Annotated in this window: 20 protein-coding genes, 3 tRNA genes and 1 pseudogene; 5 read left to right on the plus strand and 19 right to left on the minus strand. The window is 72.4% G+C overall.

Features of this window, described 5'->3' with window-relative positions; translation table 11 throughout:
- Nucleotides 1–1,493: 1,493 nt before the first annotated feature.
- From AMK16_RS11830 to AMK16_RS11850, 5 genes are all read right to left on the minus strand, one after another.
- Nucleotides 1,494–1,922 (minus strand): MaoC family dehydratase, encoded by a 429-nt coding sequence (locus AMK16_RS11830; protein ID WP_073912961.1) that lies wholly within the window; start codon nucleotides 1,920–1,922, stop codon nucleotides 1,494–1,496.
- A 1-nt stretch (nucleotide 1,923) separates the two neighbouring features.
- The gene (locus AMK16_RS11835; RefSeq protein WP_073912964.1) at nucleotides 1,924–2,376 is read right to left on the minus strand and encodes a MaoC family dehydratase N-terminal domain-containing protein; all 453 of its coding nucleotides are present in this window, start codon (nucleotides 2,374–2,376) and stop codon (nucleotides 1,924–1,926) included.
- Between the two features lie 198 nt (nucleotides 2,377–2,574).
- Nucleotides 2,575–2,739: a 50S ribosomal protein L33 gene (gene rpmG, locus AMK16_RS11840; protein ID WP_006604855.1), complete on the minus strand. Its 165-nt coding sequence runs from the start codon at nucleotides 2,737–2,739 to the stop codon at nucleotides 2,575–2,577.
- Nucleotides 2,740–2,827: 88 nt separating this feature from the next.
- A tRNA-Met gene (locus tag AMK16_RS11845) sits at nucleotides 2,828–2,900 on the minus strand.
- Between the two features lie 48 nt (nucleotides 2,901–2,948).
- Nucleotides 2,949–3,021 (minus strand) — tRNA-Thr (locus tag AMK16_RS11850).
- A gap of 354 nt (nucleotides 3,022–3,375) precedes the next feature.
- Here AMK16_RS11850 and AMK16_RS11855 point away from each other — a divergent pair.
- Together AMK16_RS11855 and AMK16_RS11860 are read left to right on the plus strand one after the other, a co-directional pair.
- A complete protein-coding gene (locus AMK16_RS11855) occupies nucleotides 3,376–4,689 on the plus strand; it encodes an amidohydrolase family protein (RefSeq protein WP_079191453.1) in 1,314 nt (437 codons plus the stop codon).
- A gap of 54 nt (nucleotides 4,690–4,743) precedes the next feature.
- Entirely contained in the window at nucleotides 4,744–5,400 is a 657-nt protein-coding gene (locus AMK16_RS11860) for an SDR family oxidoreductase (RefSeq protein ID WP_073912967.1), read from the plus strand.
- Nucleotides 5,401–5,693: 293 nt separating this feature from the next.
- Here the strand turns inward: AMK16_RS11860 and AMK16_RS11865 are convergent.
- Nucleotides 5,694–5,775, minus strand: a tRNA-Tyr gene (locus tag AMK16_RS11865).
- 198 nt (nucleotides 5,776–5,973) lie between these two features.
- Between AMK16_RS11865 and AMK16_RS11870 the strand changes: the two genes are divergently transcribed.
- On the plus strand, nucleotides 5,974–6,462 hold the full coding sequence (locus tag AMK16_RS11870) for a YajQ family cyclic di-GMP-binding protein (protein ID WP_030009008.1): 489 nt from the start codon (nucleotides 5,974–5,976) through the stop codon (nucleotides 6,460–6,462).
- A 353-nt stretch (nucleotides 6,463–6,815) separates the two neighbouring features.
- Complete coding sequence (locus AMK16_RS11875; RefSeq protein ID WP_079191486.1) at nucleotides 6,816–8,102, plus strand: APC family permease; 1,287 nt, start codon at nucleotides 6,816–6,818, stop codon at nucleotides 8,100–8,102.
- Here the strand turns inward: AMK16_RS11875 and AMK16_RS11880 are convergent.
- The 13 genes and pseudogenes from AMK16_RS11880 to AMK16_RS11940 form a co-directional block, all read right to left on the minus strand.
- Nucleotides 8,099–8,608, minus strand: a complete 510-nt coding sequence (locus AMK16_RS11880; RefSeq protein ID WP_073912970.1) for an SMI1/KNR4 family protein — start codon at nucleotides 8,606–8,608, stop codon at nucleotides 8,099–8,101. The genes AMK16_RS11875 and AMK16_RS11880 overlap by 4 nt on opposite strands.
- Nucleotides 8,609–8,696: 88 nt before the next feature.
- Nucleotides 8,697–9,089 carry a YccF domain-containing protein gene (locus tag AMK16_RS11885; RefSeq protein ID WP_073912973.1) on the minus strand — a complete coding sequence of 131 codons (393 nt, stop codon included), beginning with the start codon at nucleotides 9,087–9,089 and terminating at the stop codon, nucleotides 8,697–8,699.
- Nucleotides 9,086–9,949: a zinc metalloprotease HtpX gene (gene htpX, locus AMK16_RS11890; protein WP_073912976.1), complete on the minus strand. Its 864-nt coding sequence runs from the start codon at nucleotides 9,947–9,949 to the stop codon at nucleotides 9,086–9,088. The genes AMK16_RS11885 and htpX overlap by 4 nt, the downstream gene beginning before the upstream one ends.
- 204 nt (nucleotides 9,950–10,153) lie before the next feature.
- Nucleotides 10,154–11,704 carry an NADH-quinone oxidoreductase subunit N gene (locus tag AMK16_RS11895; protein WP_199885405.1) on the minus strand — a complete coding sequence of 517 codons (1,551 nt, stop codon included), beginning with the start codon at nucleotides 11,702–11,704 and terminating at the stop codon, nucleotides 10,154–10,156.
- On the minus strand, nucleotides 11,701–13,254 hold the full coding sequence (locus AMK16_RS11900) for a complex I subunit 4 family protein (RefSeq protein WP_073912979.1): 1,554 nt from the start codon (nucleotides 13,252–13,254) through the stop codon (nucleotides 11,701–11,703). The genes AMK16_RS11895 and AMK16_RS11900 overlap by 4 nt, the downstream gene beginning before the upstream one ends.
- Nucleotides 13,255–13,292: 38 nt before the next feature.
- On the minus strand, nucleotides 13,293–15,341 hold the full coding sequence (locus AMK16_RS11905) for an NADH-quinone oxidoreductase subunit 5 family protein (RefSeq protein WP_073912982.1): 2,049 nt from the start codon (nucleotides 15,339–15,341) through the stop codon (nucleotides 13,293–13,295).
- Nucleotides 15,338–15,739 carry an NADH-quinone oxidoreductase subunit NuoK gene (gene nuoK, locus AMK16_RS11910; protein WP_199885406.1) on the minus strand — a complete coding sequence of 134 codons (402 nt, stop codon included), beginning with the start codon at nucleotides 15,737–15,739 and terminating at the stop codon, nucleotides 15,338–15,340. Before nuoK ends, AMK16_RS11905 begins: the two co-directional genes overlap by 4 nt.
- Nucleotides 15,739–16,362, minus strand: a complete 624-nt coding sequence (locus AMK16_RS11915; RefSeq protein ID WP_073912985.1) for an NADH-quinone oxidoreductase subunit J family protein — start codon at nucleotides 16,360–16,362, stop codon at nucleotides 15,739–15,741. The genes nuoK and AMK16_RS11915 overlap by 1 nt, the downstream gene beginning before the upstream one ends.
- A 379-nt stretch (nucleotides 16,363–16,741) precedes the next feature.
- Nucleotides 16,742–17,279, minus strand: a pseudogene (locus AMK16_RS37155) (NuoI/complex I 23 kDa subunit family protein); the annotation flags it as partial.
- Nucleotides 17,276–18,244 carry a complex I subunit 1/NuoH family protein gene (locus AMK16_RS11925; protein WP_073912988.1) on the minus strand — a complete coding sequence of 323 codons (969 nt, stop codon included), beginning with the start codon at nucleotides 18,242–18,244 and terminating at the stop codon, nucleotides 17,276–17,278. The gene AMK16_RS11925 and the pseudogene AMK16_RS37155, both read right to left, overlap by 4 nt.
- Nucleotides 18,241–19,893 (minus strand): NADH-quinone oxidoreductase subunit C, encoded by a 1,653-nt coding sequence (locus AMK16_RS11930; RefSeq protein WP_073912991.1) that lies wholly within the window; start codon nucleotides 19,891–19,893, stop codon nucleotides 18,241–18,243. The genes AMK16_RS11925 and AMK16_RS11930 overlap by 4 nt, the downstream gene beginning before the upstream one ends.
- Nucleotides 19,890–20,600: an NADH-quinone oxidoreductase subunit B gene (locus tag AMK16_RS11935; RefSeq protein WP_079191454.1), complete on the minus strand. Its 711-nt coding sequence runs from the start codon at nucleotides 20,598–20,600 to the stop codon at nucleotides 19,890–19,892. The genes AMK16_RS11930 and AMK16_RS11935 overlap by 4 nt, the downstream gene beginning before the upstream one ends.
- Nucleotides 20,591–20,998 (minus strand): NADH-quinone oxidoreductase subunit A, encoded by a 408-nt coding sequence (locus tag AMK16_RS11940; protein WP_073912994.1) that lies wholly within the window; start codon nucleotides 20,996–20,998, stop codon nucleotides 20,591–20,593. Before AMK16_RS11940 ends, AMK16_RS11935 begins: the two co-directional genes overlap by 10 nt.
- A gap of 146 nt (nucleotides 20,999–21,144) precedes the next feature.
- Here AMK16_RS11940 and AMK16_RS11945 point away from each other — a divergent pair, with 146 nt between their 5' ends.
- Nucleotides 21,145–22,329 carry a sensor histidine kinase gene (locus AMK16_RS11945; RefSeq protein WP_073912997.1) on the plus strand — a complete coding sequence of 395 codons (1,185 nt, stop codon included), beginning with the start codon at nucleotides 21,145–21,147 and terminating at the stop codon, nucleotides 22,327–22,329.
- Nucleotides 22,330–22,335: the final 6 nt, after the last annotated feature.

The following is a 22,335-nucleotide window of genomic DNA, read 5'->3' on the forward strand; positions in this document are numbered from 1 at the left end:
GTTAGTACTCAATCACTAACTAGACAAGGGGTGGGTGGGTGCGGTGGGTGGAGTACGGGGCTGGGCGGGCGGCGGGTGAGAGCCGGGCGGGGGCTACGGGGGCTGTGCCGGGCGGGGTCAGGGAGGGCCGGGCGGGGGCTTCGGGGGGGCGGGGGCTGTGCGCCGGTCGGTGTCACGGACAGTCGGGGTGGCTTCGGGAGGCGGGGTCCGCGCTGGTCGGTGTCAGGGATGGGTTGGGGGTTTCCCGGCAGTCTCATCGTCTCTCCGTGTCGGGCCGGGCCCTCAAGGGCGCTCCCTGCGGTCGCGTCGCTTCGCGATGTCGCTGCGCTCCACCCTTGACCGCCCGTCCCGCCCCGGACATACGAAGACTGCCGGGAACCCCCCAAAGGAACGGGCCGGGGGACAGAGAGGCATACGGGGAGATCAGAGAGCCGACTGCCCGCTTCGGCGGGCACGTTCCCGCCCGGGCCCCATAGGCAGGCACGCCCCGGGTCGGGGGGCGCATCAGATCGCTACACACTTGCTCTCAGCTCAGCGACTGCCACTCCCTTGGGGCTGGGCATAAGCGTCACGGCCCGCCCACTGCCCTCACCTGCCCCTCATCGACCGCGACAGCGGGTAGTTGGGGGCAAGAAGGCAATGGAAAGGCCGAGAGGCGCAGGAGAGAGCGGAGAGGCCCCTGGAGAGAGCCCGGGAGGAGCCCGGCGATGGAGTGGGGAGCGCGCGAGGAGGGGTGGAGAGGAGCGGGGAGTGCCGAGGAGGACTGGTAAGGGGCCGGAGGGGGCGCTTGAGCGCCCTTCGGGCGGCTCAGCGAGCCCTGCCGGAGTCTGACGCTGAACTTTTCAACGCCACAGTCCGTCAGTCGGCTTTCCCGCTCCCACCTGGGCGCCAAATGCGGGCAAACTGCCCGCAGTCGCCGTCCCGGATACGTGTGGAGCAACCTGAGGCGGCTTATGCCCGGCCACGAGCAGGTGGCAGCCGCCATGCAGGCGACGTGCGTAGCGATCTGTGGCGGCCTATGCCCGGTCACAAGCAGGTGGCAGCCGCCATGCAAGAGCACTGTGTAGCGATCTGATGCGCCCCCCGACCCGGGGCGTGCCTGCCTACGGGCCCGGGCGGGAACATGCCCGCCGAAGCGGGCAGTCGGCTCTCTGATCTCCCCGTGTATCCATCTGAGAGCCGGCCCGTTCCTTTGGGGGGTTCCCGGCAGTCTTCGTATGTCCGGGGCGGGACGGGCGGTCAAGGGTGGAGCGCAGCGACATCGCGAAGCGACGCGACGAAGGGGCGCCCTTGAGGGCCCGGCCCGACACGGAGAGACGATGAGACTGACGGGAAACCCCCAACCCATCCCTGACACCGACCAGCGCGGACCCCGCCCCCGAAGCCCCCGCCCGCCCCTCCGCGACCCCGACCGGCACAGACCCCGCCCCCCGAAGCCCCCGCCCGGCTCTCCGTGGCCCCGCCCGGCACAGCTCTCGCCCCCGCCCCCGCCCTCAGCCCAGCTCGACCACCGCGCGGGACATGCCCAGGACCTTCTGGCCGGCGCTCGTTGCCGTCAGGTCGACGCGGACGCGGTTGTCGTCCAGCTTGGCCGCGACCTTGGCGGTGACTTCGATCAGGCCGCCCTGGTCGTCGTTCGGGACCACGACCGGCTTGGTGAAGCGGACGCCGTACTCGACCACCGCGCCCGGGTCGCCGACCCAGTCGGTGACCACGCGGATCGCCTCGGCCATGGTGAACATGCCGTGCGCGATCACGTCCGGCAGTCCCACCTCCTTGGCGAACTTCTCGTTCCAGTGGATCGGGTTGAAGTCACCCGACGCACCGGCGTAGCGCACGAGGGTCGCCCGCGTCACGGGGAAGGACGCGGCCGGCAGCTCGGTTCCGACCTCGACGTCGGCGTACTGGATCTGCGCTGCCATGTCAGGCCTCCTGGGGGGCGCGGGAGACGAGCTTCGTCCAGGCCGTCACCACGTGCTCGCCGGTCTCGTCGTGGACCTCGCCGCGGATGTCGATGATGTCGTTGCCCGCGAGGGACTTCACGGCCTCGATCGTGGAGGTCACCGTGAGCCGGTCACCGGCCCGCACCGGGCGGGAGTACGCGAACTTCTGGTCGCCGTGGACGACGCGGCTGTAGTCCAGCCCCAGCTGCGGGTCCTCGATGACCTGCCCGGCAGCCGTGAACGTGATCGCGAACACGAAAGTCGGCGGAGCGATCACATCGGGGTAGCCGTGCGCCTTGGCGGCTTCGGGATCGGTGTAGACGGGATTGGCGTCACCCACCGCGACCGCGAATTCGCGGATCTTCTCCCGGCCGACCTCGTACGGATCGGTGGGCGGGTAGCTCCGCCCCACGAAGGACTGGTCGAGAGTCATGCTCACTACCTCCTGATGAAGGGACACGAATGACACGAAGACAGATGCAATGACAAGACAAGTGCCAAGACCACTGCCGGTACAACCATGAACATCGACAAAGACCGGCACGCGAGTGTGCCGGAAAACGACACGAGGCCGCCCCCCAATGAAGGGGACGACCTCGTGACGGTGCCTGTATTCGAGACTTCGCTGGGGTCAGCGGGTCTCGCGGTGCGCGGTGTGCGAGTTGCAACGCGGGCAGTGCTTCTTCATCTCAAGACGGTCCGGGTCGTTACGCCGGTTCTTCTTGGTGATGTAGTTCCGCTCCTTGCACTCCACGCAGGCCAGCGTGATCTTCGGGCGGACGTCGGTGGCAGCCACGTGAGTGCTCCTTGACGGACTATAGGACGGATGAACGCATAAAAGAGTAGCCGATCGGGAGACCGACCCCGCAATCGGCTACTGTGTGTAGCGGCGACCGGACTTGAACCGGTGACACAGCGATTATGAGCCGCTTGCTCTACCGACTGAGCTACGCCGCTTTGATGTGATCCGCTCCCCACCCGAGGGTGGGGAACCTCTCTCACCAGAGCCCCAATGCGGAATCGAACCGCAGACCTTCTCCTTACCATGGAGACGCTCTACCGACTGAGCTATTGGGGCGAGCGAGGAAGACATTACACGGTTGCCAGCCGTCGCCCAAATCCTTTGCGGGGACCGGACTCCGAGGGGGTCGGGAAGTCTTTCTTGATCAGTCCATCAGGGGCTCACCGGCCACTTCGGGCACGAAATGTGTGCGGGCTCACATCGCCTCCCTCCTCCGAGGAGCCGTCGCGCGCTGCCGGAGCGCGCCCTCGCTCGGTACGTCGCCCAGGCACGTTCGGGACCACACCGGTACGACTATTTCGCTCCTCCGCGAGGCGGGCTCTCCCGCGCCCTAGGCTCTGAGCACGCTGCGTGATCTTGGGCCGCGGGCGCGGCCAGGGCCCAGACCGCCCGAGCCCCCGCAGGAGCGCGATGTCCGACAGCCAGCCGCCGCAGCCGTTCCATTCGCCGCGCAGCGGCGGCGGCGAGGGCCGGGGGCACGGCCCCGCTCGGGGTCACGGCCCCAGCCACGGCGACGCCGCCGCCGAGGCCACCACCCTGCTGCTCGCCGGGGCCCGGCTCACCGACGGCCGGACCGTCGACGTCCGTCTCAGCGGCGGCCGGATCCAGGCCGTCGGAACCGCCGGGAGCCTCCCGGCCCCCGCCCTGCCCCGGGTGGACCTCGGCGGCTACCTGCTGCTGCCCGCGCCCGCCGAGCCGCACGCCCACGGGGACACCGCCCTGACCGCCGACGGCGAGGGGCCCGTCTCCTACGCCCCCGAGGAGGTCCAGCGGCGGGCCACCGAAGCGGCCCTCCTCCAGCTGGGACACGGCGCCACCGCCGTCCGCTCCCACGTCCGGATCGGCGACGTGTACGGCCTCGGCCCCATGGAGGCGGCGCTCCAGGCCCGGCGCTCGCTGCGCGGTCTCACGGATCTGACCACCGTCGCCGTCCCGCGGCTGCTGACCGGGATGGCCGGCACCGACGGGCTCGCGATGCTGCGGGACGCGGTCAAGATGGGCGCTTCCGTGATCGGCGGCTGTCCCGACCTGGACCCCGACCCGACGGGCTTCCTCGAAGCCGTCCTGGAACTCGCCGGCGAACACGGCTGCCCCGTGGACCTGCACACGGACGGTGACGACCCCGGCCGCCTGGCCCGGCTCGCCGCGATGGCCGGCGGGCTGCGCCCGGGGGTCACCATCGGGCCCTGCGGCGGCCTGTCCCGGCTCCCGCTGGATGCCGCGACCCGCGCCGCCGACCAGTTGGCCGCAGCCGGTGTACGGGTCACCTGCCTGCCCCAGGGCGACTGCGCGGCCCTGGAGCGCCGCGGCCTGCGCACCGCCCCCGTACGCCTGCTGCGGGCCGCCGGCGTGCGGGTCGCGGCCGGCAGCGGAGCACTGCGGGACGCCGGGAACCCGGTCGGCCGGGGTGATCCCCTGGAGGCTGCCTACCTGCTCGCCTCCCAGGGCGGCCTGCGGCCGGGCGAGGCCTATGCGTCGGTCAGCTCCTGGGCCCGTGAGGCCATGGGTCTGCCGGAGGTCCGGGTCGAGGCCGGTTTTCCCGCGGAGCTGCTTGCCGTCCGCGGGGACCGGATCGCCGGGGTGCTGTCCCTGGCGTACAGCCGCATCGTGATCCACCGCGGCCGCGTGGTAGCCCGTACGAGTGCGGTCCGGGAGTACTGCGACTCCGCCGTCGCGGTGGCTCTGGACCTGCCCCGGCAGGGGCGGACCGAGCCCGCCCCGTGAGGGGCCGCCCGGCGTTCGCGGGCGCAGGGGCCCGGCTCGACGTACGGTCGGACCATGCGCATCGTCATCGCGGGTGGACACGGTCAGATCGCGCTGCGGCTGGAGCGCCTGCTCGCCGCGCGCGGGTACGAGGTAGCGGGCATCATCCGCAACCCGGAACAGGGCGACGCCCTCAGGGAGGCCGGAGCCGAGCCGGTGCTCTGCGATCTGGAGTCGGCGTCGGTGGAGCACGTCGCGGGGATCCTGCACGGCGCGGACGTGGCGGTCTTCGCCGCCGGGGCGGGCCCGGGCAGTGCCGTCGGCCGCAAGGAGACCGTGGACTTCGCAGCGGCGACGCTGTTCGCCGACGCCGCCGAACGGGCTCGGGTACGGCGCTTCCTGATGGTCTCTTCGATGGGCGCGGACGCACGGCACGAGGGTGACGAGGTGTTCGACGTCTACCTGCGGGCCAAGGGAGAGGCCGACGACCACCTGCGCACCCGGCTGGGTCTGGAGTGGACGATCCTGCGCCCCGGCTCGCTGACGGACGACGCGGGGACGGGCCTGGTACGCCTGGAGGCGCACACGGGTCGCGGCTCCGTCCCGCGCGACGACGTGGCCGCGCTGCTGGCCGAGCTGGCCGACACCCCGGCGACGGCGGGACTGACCCTGGAGCTGGTTTCCGGCTCGACCCCGATCACGGTGGCGGTCAAGGCCGTGGCCGGCAACTGACGGGCCCCGGACGGCTCAGAACCCGGCGCTGACCTTGTCGTCGGAGCGGCCGACCGAATCCTGCCGGTACTGCTCCTCCTACGCCTGCCGGATCCGCTCGGTGCGACCGCCGCGCGCGTCGGCCTCCTTCTCGGGGTACAGGAGCACCACCTCGTAGAGGTCTCGCGGACGCTCTTGCCGTCCTGGCCGCGCCACTGGCCGTAGCCGTCCTGGACGGGGACGAGGGGGTCGCGGCCGCATACGAGAAGACCCCCGTTACTGCGCTTCCGCAGTAACGGGGGTCTCACATCGCGTGGCGGCGCCAGGGTTCGAACCTGGGTAGGCTGAGCCGGCAGATTTACAGTCTGCTCCCTTTGGCCACTCGGGCACACCGCCATGTTCGCTGCCGTCTTTCCGCCTTTCGGCGGCGCTCCGTGGCAACGACGTAAACGATACCCGATGACCGGGGGTGCTTCGCCACAGGATTGATCAGCGCTGCGGGTGGGCACGGTGGCTAGGCTTTGCGGAGCGGGCCGGGGATGTCCGGCCGCGGCCTCCGGGCTGATCACCACCAACCTCAAGGAGCCACAGCACATGGCCGACTCCAGTTTCGACATCGTCTCGAAGGTCGAGCGGCAGGAGGTCGACAACGCCCTCAACCAGGCCGCCAAGGAACTCTCGCAGCGCTACGACTTCAAGGGCACCGGAGCCACGATCGCCTGGTCCGGCGAGAAGATCCTGATGGAGGCGAACTCCGAGGAGCGCGTCAAGGCCGTCCTCGACGTCTTCGAGACCAAGCTGGTCAAGCGCGGGATCTCGCTCAAGGCGCTCGACGCCGGAGAGCCGCAGCTGTCCGGCAAGGAGTACAAGATCTTCGCGACCATCGAAGAGGGCATCTCGCAGGAGAACGCCAAGAAGGTGGCGAAGATCATCCGCGATGAGGGCCCCAAGGGCGTCAAGGCCCAGGTCCAGGGTGAGGAGCTGCGCGTCAGCTCCAAGAGCCGTGACGACCTCCAGGAGGTCCAGGCACTGCTCAAGGGCAAGGACCTGGACTTCGCGATCCAGTTCGTGAACTACCGCTGACCCAGGTCCCGCACCTGTCCGCACGCCGGCCCGGCGGTCCTCACGGACCGCCGGGCCGCGGCGGTTGCGGGAGGTGCGTGGGGCGTGAGCGGCGCCGCCCGCCTGTGTGGACTTCCGCGGGCACTCGGGCGGGGGTGGGTGCGCCCACCACGCTGGGCGGGCCCCATCACCGCGTGGCAGGGGGTTCTCGCGTGGCTGGGGCCCGTTCGTTGCGCGAGGACTTCGTGGCGTCCGTCGTCGTCACGCTCGTCGCGCTACCGCTTCGCAGGGAAGCGGTCCGGCTCGATCCGAGCGGATTGCGCCACCTCGACCACGCCTGTGTGACCGCGCTGGAGGGGTGGGAGCGCACGCGGATGCCGCCCGCCGGCCGGGAAGGCGTCATCCAGGACGGTTACCCTCCGCCCGTGGCCCACGAACTGAAGCGCACCCTGGGGGTTTTCGACGCGGTCGTGGTCGGGCTGGGTGCGATGGTCGGCGCCGGCATCTTCACCGCCCTCGCCCCGGCGGCACGCGCCGCGGGCGGTGCGCTGCTCGCTGCCCTCGCGACGGCGGCCCTGGTGGCCTACTGCAACGCGCATTCGTCGGCTCGGCTCGCCGCCCGGTATCCGTCCTCCGGCGGCACCTACGTCTACGGGCGCGAGCGGCTGGGGCCCTTCTGGGGGTATCTGGCCGGCTGGGCCTTCGTGGTGGGCAAGACGGCGTCCTGCGCGGCGATGGCGCTGACCGTCGGCGCGTACCTCTGGCCGGGACAGCGGCACGCCGTGGCCGTCGCCGCGGTGGTGGCGCTGACCGCCGCGGGCTACGGCGGTGTGCAGCGGTCCGCCCGGGTCTCGCGGGTGATCGTGGCGGTGGTGCTGGCGGTTCTGGCCGGGGTGGTCGTGGTGTGTCTGGGCTCGGGTGCGGCCGGGGCGGGGCGGCTCGGTGGCGCGGGCCGGGGCGCCGTGGGGCTGTTGCAGGGCGCCGGGCTGCTGTTCTTCGCCTTCGCGGGCTATGCGCGGATCACCACCCTGGGTGAGGAGGTGCGCGATCCGGAGCGGACCATCCCGCGGGCGGTGCCGCTCGCTCTGGGGATCGCCCTGCTGGTCTATGCCGCCGTGGCGGTGGCGGCGTTGTCGGTACTGGGCCACGGCGGGCTGGCGGCCTCGTCTGCGCCGCTCGCCGACGCGGTCGGGGCGGCCGGGTGGCCCGCGGCGGCCCCCGTGGTCCGGGTCGGTGCGGCGGTGGCGGCGCTGGGCTCACTGCTGGCGCTGGTGCTCGGGGTGTCGCGGACCACGATGGCGATGGCCCGGGACGGCCACTTCCCCCGTGCGCTGGCCGCCGTACATCCCCGGTACCGGGTTCCGCACCGTGCGGAGTTGGCGGTCGGTGCGGTCGTGGCGGTGCTGGCGGCGACCGCCGATCTGCGGGGCGCGATCGGCTTCTCCTCTTTCGGGGTGCTGACCTACTACGCGATCGCGAACGTCTCCGCATGGACTCTCGATGGAGGTGTCAAGGACCGGGCCGTGGCAGCGGTCGGGCTGTCCGGCTGTGTGGTGCTGGCTTGCGCGCTGCCCCCGGCGTCGGCGGTCTCGGGGGCGGCGGTACTGGCGCTGGGTGCGCTGCTCCACGCCCTGCGCGGCCGGTTCAGATCCGGGATCTAAACCGGCCAGGGGACTGGTTCGAGGTCGTAGTCCTCCCCCGCTCCCGACTCCTCGCAGTACCAGGCGGTGCCGTCGAGCCAGGCGTGGAGCCAGCCCGCCAGGCTCGGGCTGTCGATGGACCAGGCGAGCTCCGGCTCCCCCGGATTCGGGTCGAACAGCAGGACTTGGGCGCTTTCGGAACGGCAGTCCACGCATGCGTACACGGAGCAGCCGAAGTCCGCTATCGGCAGTACTCCCTCGGGCCAGCGCCAGCCGGATGCGCGCCGCTGCGTGTAGTCCCGCGTCGCCCGACCGAGGGGCAGCAGGCCGCGCTCGGGGCCGAATCCGCCGTCGGCGACGCGCGTGTACAACTGGGCGAGCAGGGGTGGCAGGGGGAATCCGATCACGGCTTCGGCCCGGGTGATCTGCCGGGCGCCCAGCGGGGCGGGCAGGGGCTTTCCATGCCCGTGCGCGGACTGGCACGCACGGGCTGCGACTTGCTCCAGCAACTGCTCGGTCTCGTTCATGCGTTCATGGTGACCGAGCCCACTGACAGCCCGCACCCCCTGTGGACAACCCCCTTCGCGAGGGCCGGGCGGATCAGGAACGCCCTGGTCAGCGCGAGGCGAACGGCGCGTCGGTGGGGACGATTTCGCGGCCCAGCGGGAGCAGGGAGAGCGGGACCATCTTGAAGTTGGCGATGCCGAAGGGGATGCCGATGATCGTCACGCACAGGGCGAGGCCGGTGACGATGTGTCCGATGGCCAGCCACCAGCCCGCCAGGAGCAGCCACAGGACATTGCCCAGGCAGGAGCCCGCTCCTGCGTCGTGGCGCTCGACCGTGGTGTACCCGAAGGGCCACAGGGCGTAGACGGCGATGCGGAAAGCGGCGACCCCGAAGGGGATGCCGATGACGGTGATGCAGAGGATCAGGCCCGCGAGGCAGTAGCCGAGGAACAGCCAGATGCCGCTGAGTACGAGCCAGATGACATTGAGGATGGTCTTCACTGCCTGCGTCCTGCCATCTGTTCGAGCCGGGCGATGCGCTCGGCCATCGGAGGGTGGGTCGAGAACATCTTGGACAGGCCCTCACCGGGACGGAACGGGTTGGCGATCATCATGTGGCTGGCCGTCTCCAGCCGGGGTTCCGGCGGCAGCGGGAGCTGCTTGGTGCCCGCGTCGAGCTTGCGCAGGGCGCCGGCCAGGGCCAGCGGGTCCCCGGTGAGCTGGGCGCCCGAGGCGTCGGCCTCGTACTCGCGCGAGCGGCTGATGGCCAGCTGGATCACGGAGGCGGCCAGCGGCCCGAGGATCATGATCAGCAGCATGCCGAAGAGGCCGGGGCCCTCGTCGTCGTTCGAGCGGCCGACCGGTATCAGCCAGGCGAAATTCACCAGGAACATGATCACCGAGGCCAGGGCGCCGGCCACCGACGAGATCAGGATGTCCCGGTTGTAGACGTGGCTGAGCTCGTGGCCGATGACCCCGCGCAGCTCGCGCTCGTCGAGGATGCGCAGGATGCCCTCGGTGCAGCAGACCGCGGCGTTGCGCGGATTGCGACCGGTGGCGAAGGCGTTGGGCGCCTCGGTGGGCGAGATGTAGAGGCGCGGCATGGGCTGGCGCGCGGAGGTGGAGAGCTCGCGCACCATGCGGTAAAGCTGGGGGGCTTCGAACTCGCTGACGGGGCGGGCGCGCATCGCGCGCAGAGCCAGCTTGTCGCTGTTCCAGTACGCGTACGCGTTCGTCCCGAGCGCGATGACGACGGCGACGATCAGGCCGCCGCGGCCGAAGAAGCTCCCGATGAGGATGATGAGTGCGGACAGCCCGCCGAGGAGTACGGCGGTTTTGAGCCCGTTGTGCCGGCGGTGCACGGTACGCCCTCCAAGTGGTGCGGCAGGGGAGCCCGTCATGGTCTGGGGGTCTACGGTCCAGTGGACCCTCCCTTCCTGGTCAACGCGAGGTGAGGGCGTCAGGTTCCCCGCACGGGCGCGCCCCGCCGCCCGGGGTGCGGGGGCGGCGGGGCGGCGGCGTGCGTTGCTCCGTCGGGGTTACGCAAGCCGTGGGCTGCTGCGCGGCTACTGCGGGAAGAGGCTGCCCGACGCGAAGCGCAGGACGAGCTGCGGGGCCCCGGAGAGCACGAGCGCGGTGGCGGCGGTGAGGACGATGGCGGCGGTGACGGGCCAGGGGGCCGCGGCGCGGGCGGCCGCGTCCCCGGCGCCCGCGGGGGCCTCGGCTTCCTGGGGCGAGCGGAAGAGCAGCGCGGTCCACCGCAGGTAGTAGTAGAGGGCGACGACGACATTGACCGCCATGACCACGGCGAGCCAGCCCAGGCCGGCGTCCACCGCCGAGCGCAAGACGGTGACCTTGGCGAAGAGGCCGATGATGCCGGGCGGCAGGCCGGCCAGGCACAGCAGGAAGAAGGCCAGCGAGAGCGCGGCCGACGGGCGCCGCGCGTACAGGCCCCGGTAGTCGCTGATCCGCTGGAGCGGCTTCGTGCGGGCGACCAGGGCGGCCACGGCGAAGGCGCCGAGGTTCACGGCGCCGTACATGAGGGCGTAGGCGACGGTGGAGCCGACCTGGGAGCGTCCGGAGTAGGCGGCCGCGGCGATCGGGACCAGCAGGTAGCCGGCCTGCCCGACCGAGGACCAGGCGAGCAGCCGCACGGCGCTGTTCGGGCGGTCCGCGGACTGGCGCAGGGCGGCGGCGTTGCCGAGGGTCATGGTGAGCGCGGCCAGGACGGCGAGGGCGGGGCCCCAGATGTCGGAGTACGCGGGGAAGGCGATCACCGTGACGAGGATGAGGCCGGAGAAGCCGACGGCTTTGCCGATCACCGAGAGGTAGCCGGCGATGGGCAGGGGGGCGCCGACGTAGGTGTCGGGGACCCAGAAGTGGAAGGGGACGGCCGCGGTCTTGAAGGCGAAGCCGACGAGAGTGAGCGCGACACCGGCCATGGCGAGGGTGTCGAGCTGCCCGGGGACCTCTTCGAGCCGGTCGGCGACCTGGCTGAGGTGCAGGGACCCGGTGGCGGCGTAGACGAAGCTGACGCCCATCAGCGACACGGCGGTGGCGGTGACGGAGGAGAGGAAGAACTTGAGGGCGGCCTCGGAGGAGAGCCGGTCGCCGCGGCGCATGCCGACCAGGGCGAAGGCGGGCAGCGAGGCGACCTCCAGGGCGACGATCAGGGTGGCCAGGTCGCGGGCCGCGGGCAGCAGGGCCGCGCCGGCGGCACTGGAGAGCAGCAGGAACCAGTACTCGCCGGCGGGCATGCGCGCGTCGTGTACGGCGGTGACCGACAGCAGCGCGGTGACCAGGGCGCCCGCCAGCACCAGGAACTGGATGACGAGCGCGAAGTGGTCGGCGGTGTAGCTGCAGGCGGCGGGGTCGCCGGTGAGGCAGAAGGTGGTGCGGTCGCCGGCACGCAGGGGCAGGAGCGTGGCGGTCGCGGCGGCGAGGCCGGCGACGCAGATCCAGCCGAGGACGGGCCTTTGCCGCTCCGGTACGAAGAGGTCGGCGACCAGGACGGCCAGGCCGACGGCGGCGGTGATGACGACGGGAGCGAGGGCGAGCCAGTCGATGGACTGGACGAGGCTGGGGGTCTCGGCGGACAGGACCGTGAGGGCCGTCATGAGGTGCCTCCTGCGAGGAGCTTCTGGACGGCCGGGTCGGTGAGGCCGAGGAGGATGGCGGGCCACAGGCCGGCGAGGACGGTGAGGGCGGCCAGCGGGGTCCAGGCCGCGAACTCGTAGTGCCGGATGTCCGCGACGGTGAGCTCGGGACCGGCCTTGGGGTCGCCCATGCAGACGCGCCGGACGACGATCAGGAGGTAGGCGGCGGTCAGCAGGGTGCCGAACGCTCCGACGGCCATGTAGGTGAGGAAGGCGGGGCGGGGCAGCCCGTCGGCGGGGTCGAAGGCGCCGAAGAGGGCCAGCATCTCGCCCCAGAAGCCGGCCAGCCCGGGGAGGCCGAGGGAGGCGACGGCGGCGAAGGCGAGGAGGGCGCCGAGGCGGGGGGCGCGGCCGTAGAGGGCGGCGCCGGTGGCTCCGGAGAGGGTGTCGAGGTCGGCGGTGCCGTAGCGGTCCTTGAGGGCGCCGACCAGGAAGAAGAGCAGGCCGGTGATCAGGCCGTGGGCGATGTTGGCGAAGAGCGCGCCGTTGACGCCGGTGGGCGTCATGGACGCGATGCCGAGGAGCACGAAGCCCATGTGGCCGACGGAGGAGTACGCGATGAGGCGCTTGAGGTCGCCCTTGTTCCCCTTGCGGGCCAGTGCGAGGCAGGCGAGGGACCCGTAGACGATGCCGACGGCGGCGAAGGCGCCCAGGTAGGGGGCGAAGGTGGCCATGCCGTCGGGCGTGACGGGCAGCAGGATGCGGACGAAGCCGTAGGTGCCCATCTTGAGCAGGACGCCGGCGAGCAGGACGGAGCCCACGGTGGGCGCGGCGGTGTGGGCGTCGGGCAGCCAGCTGTGCAGCGGCCACATGGGGGTCTTGACGGCGAGGCCGGTGCCGATGGCGAGGACGGCCAGGAGCTGGGTGGTGTGGGTCAGTCCGCGGCCGTTGTCAGAGGCGAGTGCCACCATGTCGAAAGTGCCGCTGTTCAGGCCGATCAGCAGCAGGCCGATCAGCATGACGACGGAGCCGAGGAGCGTGTAGAGGATGAACTTCCAGGCGGCGGCCTGCCGCTGAGCGCCGCCCCAGCGGGCGATGAGGAAGTACATCGGGATGAGGACCATCTCGAAGGCGAGGAAGAAGAGCAGCAGGTCGAGGACGGCGAAGGTGGCGAGGGTGCCGGATTCGAGGACGAGCAGCAGGGCGACGAAGACCTTCGGGGAGGGGCCCTCGGGGAGCTTGAAGTAGCTGTAGAGCGCGCAGAGGAAGAACAGCAGCGCGGTCATCAGGAGGAGGGGGAGCGAGATGCCGTCGATGCCGAGGTGGAGCCGGACGTTCAGCGCCGGGATCCAGCTGATGTCCGTCGTCGCCTGGAAGCGGGACGGGGCGCCGTGGTCGAAGCCCAGGGTGAGGGCGATCGCCGCGGCGAGGGTGACGCCGGTCACGGTCACGCCGTGGCGCAGCACCGCCTGCTCGGGGCTGCGGCCCTTGAGGCCGGGCGGGGCCGGCAGGAGCGCCGCGACTGCGCCGAGGAGGGGTGCGGCCACGATGAACGCCAGAAGGAACTGCATCACGGACGGACTGATATCAATCACGGCTGACTCACGGCTCACGATCCGGCGTTGACGTTGGCGAGGACGGCGGTGGCGATCGCCAGGACCACGGCGCCGGCGAGCAGGGCGCTCAGGTAGCTCTGCACGTTGCCGGTCTGGGCGCGGCGTACGAGGCTGCCGAGCAGCCGGGGACCGGCGCCCGCGCCGCGGACGTAGGTGTCCACGACCTCGCGGTCGAGGAAGCGGACCAGGGTCGCGGCCGCGCGGACGGGGCGGACGAAGAGCCGGTCGTAGACGGCGTCGAGGTGGAAGCCGTCGGCGGCGTGGCGGTGGAGCGGGCCGAGGAGGGCGCGTCCGGGGTCGGGGGCGGCGCCCGCGGGGACGGCGGGGTGCTCGTGGGTGACCTCGCCGACTTCGGGGGTCTCCGCCGCCGATTCGGCGGCGGCGGTGGCGGCGGACACTGCGGCGGCGACGGCGGCGGGCTGGTCGGCCACCGCTCCGGCGGCGGGGCCGACCGCCACGGGGGCGGTCCCGGTCTTCGCCTCGGCGCGCTGCCAGAGGGCGTAGGTGAGCAGGGCGCCGATGGCCGCGGCTCCGGTGCCGAGGACCGAGGTGGCCAGGGTCGGGGTGAGCTGCCCGCCGTCGAACCAGTCGGCGAGGGGGGCCGCCGCGAGGCCGAGGCCGACGGACGGGACGGCCAGCAGCCACAGCACGCCGGTCATGGCGATGGGCTCCTTGCCGTGGTCGGGGGCGGCGGCGCCCCGGCCGCGGAAGGCCATCAGCCACAGCCGGGTGGCGTAGGCGGCCGTGAGCAGCGCGGTCAGTACGCCCGCGACCAGAACGACCCAGCCGGCGGCGCCGGGTGCGAAGTCCGAGTGCCCGGTGGCGGCGTGCTCGGCGGCGACGAGGACGGCTTCCTTGGAGAAGAAGCCGGCGAAGGGCGGGATCGCGACGAGCGCGAGCAGCCCGATCGTCATCGTCCAGAAGGCATCGGGGATGCGCTTGGCCAGGCCGCCCGTCCGGGACATGGCGGCCAGGGAGTTCGTCCCGGCGGCGTGGATGATGACGCCCGCCCCGAGGAACAGCAGTGCCTTGAAGGCGCCGTGGGACATGAGGTGGAAGACGGCGGCGCCGCGGTCGCCGACGGCCAGCGCGCCGGTCATGTAGCCGAGCTGACCGACGGTGGAGTAGGCGAGTACCCGCTTGATGTCGTCCTGGGCCAGGGCGGCGAGGCCGGATCCCACCATCGTGACGGCCGCCATGACGGCCATGACCACCAGCGCGGCGCGGGAGGCCGCGAAGACGGGGAGGAGACGGGCGATGAAGTAGACGCCGGCGGCGACCATCGTCGCGGCGTGGATCAGCGCGGAGACCGGCGTGGGGCCGGCCATGGCGTCCGGGAGCCAGGTGTGCAGCGGGAACTGCGCGGATTTGCCGGCGACTCCGGCGAGGAGCAGCAGGGCGACGAGCGTCGGCCGGTCGAGTCCGCCCGCGGCGACGGTGCCCAGGATCTTGGTGATCTGGAAGGACCCGGCGTCGGTGGCGAGCGCGAACAGGCCGATGAGGAAGGGGACGTCGCCGAGCTTCGTGACGAGGAATGCCTTGAGGGAGGCGGAGCGGGCCGCCTCGGTCTCCCAGTAGTGCCCCACCAGGAAGTACGAACAGATGCCCATGACCTCCCAGCCGACCAGCAGCACCATCAGGTCGCCCGAGTAGACGACGAGCAGCATGGCGGAGGTGAACAGGGAGACCAGAGCGGCGTACGACGGGTAGCGCGGGTCATCGCGGAGGTACGCCGTCGAGTAGATCTGGACGCAGGTGGCGACGACCCCGACGACGACGGCGACCAGCACGGCGAAGCCGTCCAGGTGGAGCGAGAGCTCGATGGGCACCGAGCCGGTCGGGGTCAGTTCGGTGGCGGCGTCGATGGTCTTGCCGCCGCCCTGGCGGATGGCGACGACGACGGCCAGTACGGCCGCGCCGAGCGTCGGCAGGAGGGCGAGCGGCCGGACGAAGCCGGGGGCGGTGCGGCCGAGGAGCAGTCCCGCCACGGCGCCCAGGAAGGGCAGGAGGGGGGCCAGGACGGCGAGGGTCGTGGTGCTCACGCGGCGACCTCCGGCCGGGCGGTGCCGGCGCTGCTGCTGTCGGTGCCGGGGCCGGGGCCGGTACTGGTGCCGGTGGCCTGGTCGGACTCGTGGCTTTCGGCGGTGTCACGGAGCCGGTCGATGTCCGAGGTGCCCCGGTTGCGGTACACCATCAGCACGATGGCGAGGCCGATGCCGATCTCGGCGGCGGCGATGGCGATGGTGAAGAGGGTGAGGGCCTGGCCGGCGTGCAGGGTGTCGCGCAGCCAGACGTCGAAGGCCACCAGGTTGAGGTTGACGGCGTTGAGCATCAGCTCGACGGACATCAGGACCAGGATGGCGTTGCGGCGGGCAAGGACGCCGTACAGGCCCGTGCAGAAGACGAGCGCCGCGAGGACGGCGGGGTAGGCGAGGTGCATCAGCGCTGCCCCTTGTCACGGGCGTCGGCGGGGTCGTTCCTGCGGGACAGCACGATGGCGCCGATCAGGGCCGCGAGGAGGAGGACGGAGAGGGCTTCGAAGGGCAGCACCCAGTGCTGGAAGAGGATCTCGCCGGAGACCTTCGTGGAGCCCTGGACCGGGCCGTCGAGGTCGATCCAGGTCGTGCGGAAGGCGTCGACGACGACCCAGACGAGCGCGGCGGCCGCGACGACGGCGACGCCCAGCGCGAGTGGGCGGTTGCCGGAGTCGGCGTCCGGGGAGCGGCCGATGGGGGCCTTGGTCAGCATCAGCCCGAAGAGGAGGAGGACGACCACGGAACCGAGGTAGATCAGGACCTGGACCCAGGCGATGAACTCGGCGGTGAGCAGGAGGTACTCGACGGCGATGCCGCCGAGCGCGACGACCAGCCAGAGGGCGGCGTGCACGAGCTGCCTGGTGGTCACCGTGACGAGGGCCGCGCCGAGGGTGGCGAGGCCGACGAGCACGAAGGCGATCTCGACTCCCGTCGGGGAGAGGAAGCCGGGTCCTGGCCCTTGGGCCGCGGGAGCGGTGGTGGCGGCAGCGGCAGCCGAGGTGGCGGCCGCGAGGTGGGCGCTGAGCATCAGGCGGAGCCTCCGGCCGGGGAGTCGGGAGTACCGGGGGCGCCGGGGCCGGGGGTGCTCGGGTCGGGGGTGGCCTGGCCCGGCGTGCTGGGGCCCGGCGTGCTCGGGTCGGGTCCGGGCGTGGCCGGACCCGGGGTGGCCGAACCAGGCGCCGCCGAGCCCGGGGTGGGCGAGCCCGGCGTGGCCTGGCCCGGAGTGGGCGAGCCCGGGGTGGGCGAGCCCGGGGTGGGCGAGCCCGGAGTGGGCGAGCCCGGAGTGGCCGGACCCGGAGTGGGCGGACCCGGAGTGGGCGAGCCCGGAGTGGCCGGACCCGGAGTGGGCGAGCCCGGAGTGGCCGGACCCGGAGTGGCCGGGTCTGGGGAGGGGGTGGGGGGTTGGGGGGCGGCGGCTGCTGCTGCGGCTTCGGCCTTCTCCGCGGCCTTGCGGGCGGCGGCGATCTCCTTCGGCTCCTCGGCGGCAGGGTCCAGGGCGGGCGGGGCCGGGACGGTCCACATCCACTCGCGGAGCTTGTCCCGCTCGTGCGTCAGCTCGTGGATGTCGGTCTCCGCGTACTCGAACTCCGGCGACCAGAAGAGGGCGTCGAACGGGCACACCTCGATGCAGATGCCGCAGTACATGCACAGGGAGAAGTCGATGGCGAAACGGTCGAGGACGTTGCGGCTGCGCTCGCGGCCACCGGGGGTGGAGGCCGGCACCGTCTCCTTGTGGGAGTCGATGTAGATGCACCAGTCGGGGCACTCACGAGCGCACAGCATGCAGACCGTGCAGTTCTCTTCGAACAGGCCGATGACCCCGCGGCTGCGGGGCGGGAGCTGGGGCTGGACCTCGGGGTACTGGGCGGTGTGCGAGCGCTTCGTCATGGTGCGCAGCGTCACGGCCAGGCCCTTGGCGAGGCCGGATCCGGGGATGGGCATCAGTTGATCGCCACCTTCACGATGCCGGTGAGCGCGATCTGGGCGAGCGCGAGCGGGATGAGGACGGTCCAGGCGAGCTTCTGGAGCTGGTCCTCGCGCAGTCGCGGATAGCTCACGCGGAGCCAGATCACGACGAACGCGAGGATCGCGGTCTTGAGCAGGGTCCAGACCCAGCCGAGGCCGTCGGCGCCGAGGGGGCCGTGCCAGCCGCCGAGGAACAGGACGGTGGTGAGGGCGCAGAGGACGACGATGCCGGCGTACTCGGCGAGGAGGAACAGCGCGAAGCGCAGGCCGGTGTACTCGGTGTACGCGCCGAAGATGATCTCGGAGTCGGCCACGGGCATGTCGAAGGGGGGCCGCTGCAGTTCGGCGAGGCCGGCGGTGAAGAAGACGAGGGCGCCGACGATCTGCCAGGGCAGCCACCACCACTGGAAGCCCTCGACGATGCCGGGGAGGGAGACCGTCCCGGCGGCCATGGCCACCGAGGCGGCGGCGAGCAGCATGGGCAGCTCGTAGGCGAGCAGCTGGGCGGCGGTGCGCAGGCCGCCGAGCAGGGAGAACTTGTTCGCGGAGGCCCAGCCGGCCATGAGGGAGCCGAGGACTCCGATGCCCATGACGGCGAGCACGAAGAACAGACCGGCGTCGATGGCCTGGCCGACGGCGCCTTCGCCCGGGCCGATCGGGATCGCGAGGAGGACGAGGAGGTACGGGAGCAGGGCGACGGCGGGGGCGAGCTGGAAGATACGGCGGTCGGCGTTGGCCGGGACGATGTCTTCCTTCTGCGCGAACTTCACGCCGTCGGCGACGAGCTGGGCCCAGCCGTGGAAGCCGCCCGCGTACATGGGGCCCAGGCGGCCCTGCATGTGCGCCATCACCTTGTGCTCGGTCTGTCCGACGACGAGCGGGAGCACGAGGAAGACGGCGAAGACGACGATCAGTCGCAGGGCGACGTCGAGGACGTCGTTCACGCGTCGCCTCCGTTGTCGGTGGTGGGCCGGTCGCCTGCGGCGGGCCCGGCGGTGGGGGTGGGTGGTGCGTCGGCCCGCCGGCGCGCCTCCGGCGCGGGGGCCGGGGTCTCGGACCCCGGGTCGGCCGGTTCTTCGGGGGCAGGGGCCGGCGCTGCCGGGGCCGGGGTCGCGGGGCCCTCGTCCGCCGGGGCGGGAGCGTCGGGCTGCGGCTGCTGCGAGGGGGTCCGGGCGTCCTCGTTCACCGGTGCCGGGGTCGGCGCTGCCGGGGCCGCGGGGACTTCTCCCGCCGAGGCAGGAGCGTCGGCCTGCGGCCGCTCCGACGGGGGCGGGGGTGTGGGCGTGGGGTCCTCGGCCCCCGGGGACGGCGCCGACGTGGACGGCGCCACGATCGCAGGGCCCTCGTCCGCCGGGGCGGGAGCGTCGGCCTGCGGCTGCTGCGAGGGGGTCGGGGCGTCCTCGTTCACCGGTGCCGGGGTCGGCGCTGCCGGGGCCGGGCCCGCGGGGGACTCGGCTGCCGGGGTCGTAGTCGCGGGGGGCTCGGTGGCCGGGGCGTCGGCGGTGGCCGCGGGGTTCGGCGGGAGCGAGGGGGTGGCGGGCTGCGGGTCTTCGAAAGCGGGCTTCGGGTTGTGCCAGGGGGCGTCCGAGCCGGCTCCCGTCGAGGGGGTACGGCGCGGCCCGGCCCCGGGGGCCGTCGCTTCCGGCGGGTTGGCCTGGCTCGCGGAGCCGGCCGCCGCCGAGCGGGTGCGGCGGGGCGGCCGGGGGGCGGCCTCCGGGGGCGGCGTCGCCGACGGGGCCGGCGTCGCGGGCGCTTCCGGATGCGGGGGCGTGCCCTCGGCCTGGCTCGCGGAGCCGGCCGCCGCCGAGCGGGTGCGGCGGGGCGGGCGGGATGCGGCCTCCGGGGGCGGCGTCGCCGACGGGGCCGGCGTCGCGGGGGCGCCGGCCTGCGGGAGCTGGGTGGCCGAGCCCTCCGTGGTGGAGCGGGTGCGGCGGGGTGGGGCGCCTTCGCGGGGGGTGCGCGGGGCGGCGCCGGCGGCTCGGGGGGTGCGGGCGGGGCGGGCGGGGGCCGGGGGGAGCTGGCCCTTCATCGGGCCCCAGTCGTTGGGGTCCGGGACGCCCGGCGGGAGCATCTGGCGGCGCTTCGGACCATCGGAGTCCGCGCCCTCGCCCGGCTCCTTGGCGCCGGGCCACGCCTTGGCGACCCGCGCGGCCAGGACGAAGTCCTTGCGCAGCGGATGGCCTTCGAAGTTCTCCGGCAGGAGCAGGGGCACGAGGTTCGGGTGGTCGGTGAAGGTCACGCCGAACATCTCGAAGGTCTCCCGCTCGTGCCACGCCGCCCCCGCGTAGACGGAGACGGCCGAGGGCAGGGAGGGGGCGCCGTGCGGGACGGTCGTGCGCAGCATGAGCCGGCGTACGCGGTGGTTCTCCAGCGAGACGACGTGCGCGCAGACGCGGAAGCCGGTGCCGGGCTCGTCCACGGCGCTCAGCCAGTCGAAGAAGGTGCAGCCCAGCTTGTCCCGGGCGATCTCCAGGGAGGAGATCCAGGAGCCGGCCGGGACGTCCACCGTGAGGAGTTCGTAGGAGGACGAGCCCACGGCCTCCTCGCCGAAGACCGCCGCCGCCGCGTCGGGAAGGGAGTCGTAGAGGTTCATGCGCCGGCCCCCGCTGTGGGTGCGGGCGGGGGCGTGACCAGACCGCTGGTCAGCTGTCCCACGGACGGGCCGGTCGCGTAGCGCTCGGCCAGCGACTCGCGCGCGATCTTCTCCTGGAGCTTGAGGATGCCCTGGAGCAGCGCCTCCGGGCGTGGCGGGCAGCCGGGGACGTAGACGTCGACGGGGATGATCTGGTCGACGCCCTTCGTCACCGAGTACGAGTCCCAGTACGGGCCGCCGCAGTTGGAGCAGGCGCCGAAGGAGATGACGTACTTGGGCTCCGGCATCTGCTCGTAGAGCCGCTTCACGGCCGGTGCCATCTTGTCCGTGACCGTCCCGGAGACGATCATCAGGTCCGCCTGGCGGGGGCCCGGCGCGAAGGGGATGACACCGAGACGGATGAAGTCGTGACGGGCCATCGACGCGGCGATGAACTCGATCGCGCAGCAGGCGAGGCCGAAGTTGAAGACCCACAGGCTGTACCGGCGGCCCCAGTTCAGGACCACCTTCATCGGCTCGGGGGCCAGGCGCGAGAGCACGCCCAGGCGCCGGGGCTCCGGGAGCGGCTGGGGCTCGGCGGGCGTCCGGGCGGCGGACCGGCTTGCGGCTCCGCCCGCTGCCTGAGCCGCCCGAGCTGCCGTCTGGGCTGCCGTCTGGGCCGTTCGGTCCGCCGTTTGGTCCGCCGTTCGGTCCGGTGTCACGTCCATTCGAGGACGCCCTTCTTGTACGCATAGAGCAGGCCGACGGCCAGGAAACCGAGGAAGACGAACATCTCCACCAGCGTCGTGGCGCCGTAACCGGCGGCGGCGAAGACCGTCGCCCACGGGAACAGGAAGATCGAGTCGACGGCGAAGATGACGTAGAGGAAGGCGTAGACGTAGTAGCGGACCTGGGTGTGTGCCCAGCCCTCGCCGACGGGGTCGACGCCGCATTCGTACGTCAGCAGCTTCTCGGGGGTCGGGACCACGGGCCGCAGCAGGCGGCCCGCGCCGAAGGCCACGGCGACGAAGAGCACACCGAGGAGGGCGAGCAGGCCGACGACCGAATAACTCCGGAAGTAGTCCGCCGCGAGCACGGTTGCGGTCGATACCGTTGGTTCTGGCACGTCCGTTCCTCGCTCCTCGGTCACTGTCGACGATCTGGTACAGGCGGGAGTCTAGGGCCTGCCTCACACGGGGGGGGTTATCCCCCGTTCACAGCACCCCGGCCACCCCATGGCATCGGCGGACGGGCCTTGGCAGGCTGTGCCGCATGACCACGAGCCAGGACATCCGCGACAACGACCGGCCCCCTCCCGTACGCGCCGTCTTCAGCGCCGTGACGTGGAAGGAGATCGCGTACCTGGTGAGCAACCTGCCGCTGGCGATCATCGGATTTGTTTACACGGTCGTCATGGTCGCCGGCACGGGCGCGCTGTCCGTGACGGCGGTCGGACTTCCGCTGCTCGCATGTGGTCTCTTTCTGTCCCGGCAGTGGGGACGGCTGGACCGGGCGCGGGCCCGGGCGCTGCTGGGCGTACGGGTGGACGAGCCGACTCCGCTTCCGGGTCCCGGGCGGGCCGGTGGTTTCTTCCCCTGGTTGTGGACGAGCATCAAGGACCCGGTCGCCTGGCGGACGGTGCTCTACCAGCTGGTCCGGCTCCCCTGGGGAGTGCTCACCTTCACGGTAGCCCTGACCGGGCTGTTCGTGCTCTGGCCGGTGCTTCCGTATGTGGTGCGGCTGCTGGCGAACGCGGACCGCGCGATGGTGCGGGGACTGCTGTCACCGTCCGACGAGCTGGAGCGGCGGATCGCGGAGCTGGAGTCCGACCGGGGCGTGGTGGTCGACACGGCGGCGGCCGACCTGCGGCGCATCGAGCGGGACCTGCACGACGGGGCGCAGGCGCGCCTGGTGGCCCTGGCGATGGGGCTGGGCCTGGCGAAGGAGAAGCTGCTGGAAGATCAGGACCCGGAGGGCGCGGCGGCGATGGTCGATGAGGCCCACGGTGAGGTGAAACTGGCCCTCCAGGAGCTGCGGGACCTCGCGCGCGGGATCCATCCGGCCGTGCTGACCGACCGGGGTCTGGACGCGGCGCTGTCGTCGGTGGCCTCGCGGTGCGTGGTGCCGGTGAAGGTGGCGGTGGACCTGCCGGCGCGGCCGGCGGAGGCGATAGAGGGCATCGCGTACTTCGTGGTGTCGGAGCTGCTGCAGAACGTGAGCAAGCACGCGGGGGCGCGGGGCGCGAGCGTGGAGGTGTGGCGGGCGGGGGCGCGGCTGCTGATCCGGGTGTCGGACGACGGCCGGGGCGGTGCGCGGATGTCCGGGGGGACGGGGATGTCGGGGCTCGCGGAGCGGCTGGGGGCGGTGGACGGGGTCTTCGTCCTGGACTCCCCGGAGGGGGAGGGGACCGTGGTCACGGCGGAGCTGCCGTGGCGGGATCGGGTGGCTGTGGGGTAAGGGGGC

It is taken from the genome of Streptomyces sp. CB00455, assembly GCF_001905445.1.
Taxonomy (GTDB): domain Bacteria; phylum Actinomycetota; class Actinomycetes; order Streptomycetales; family Streptomycetaceae; genus Streptomyces.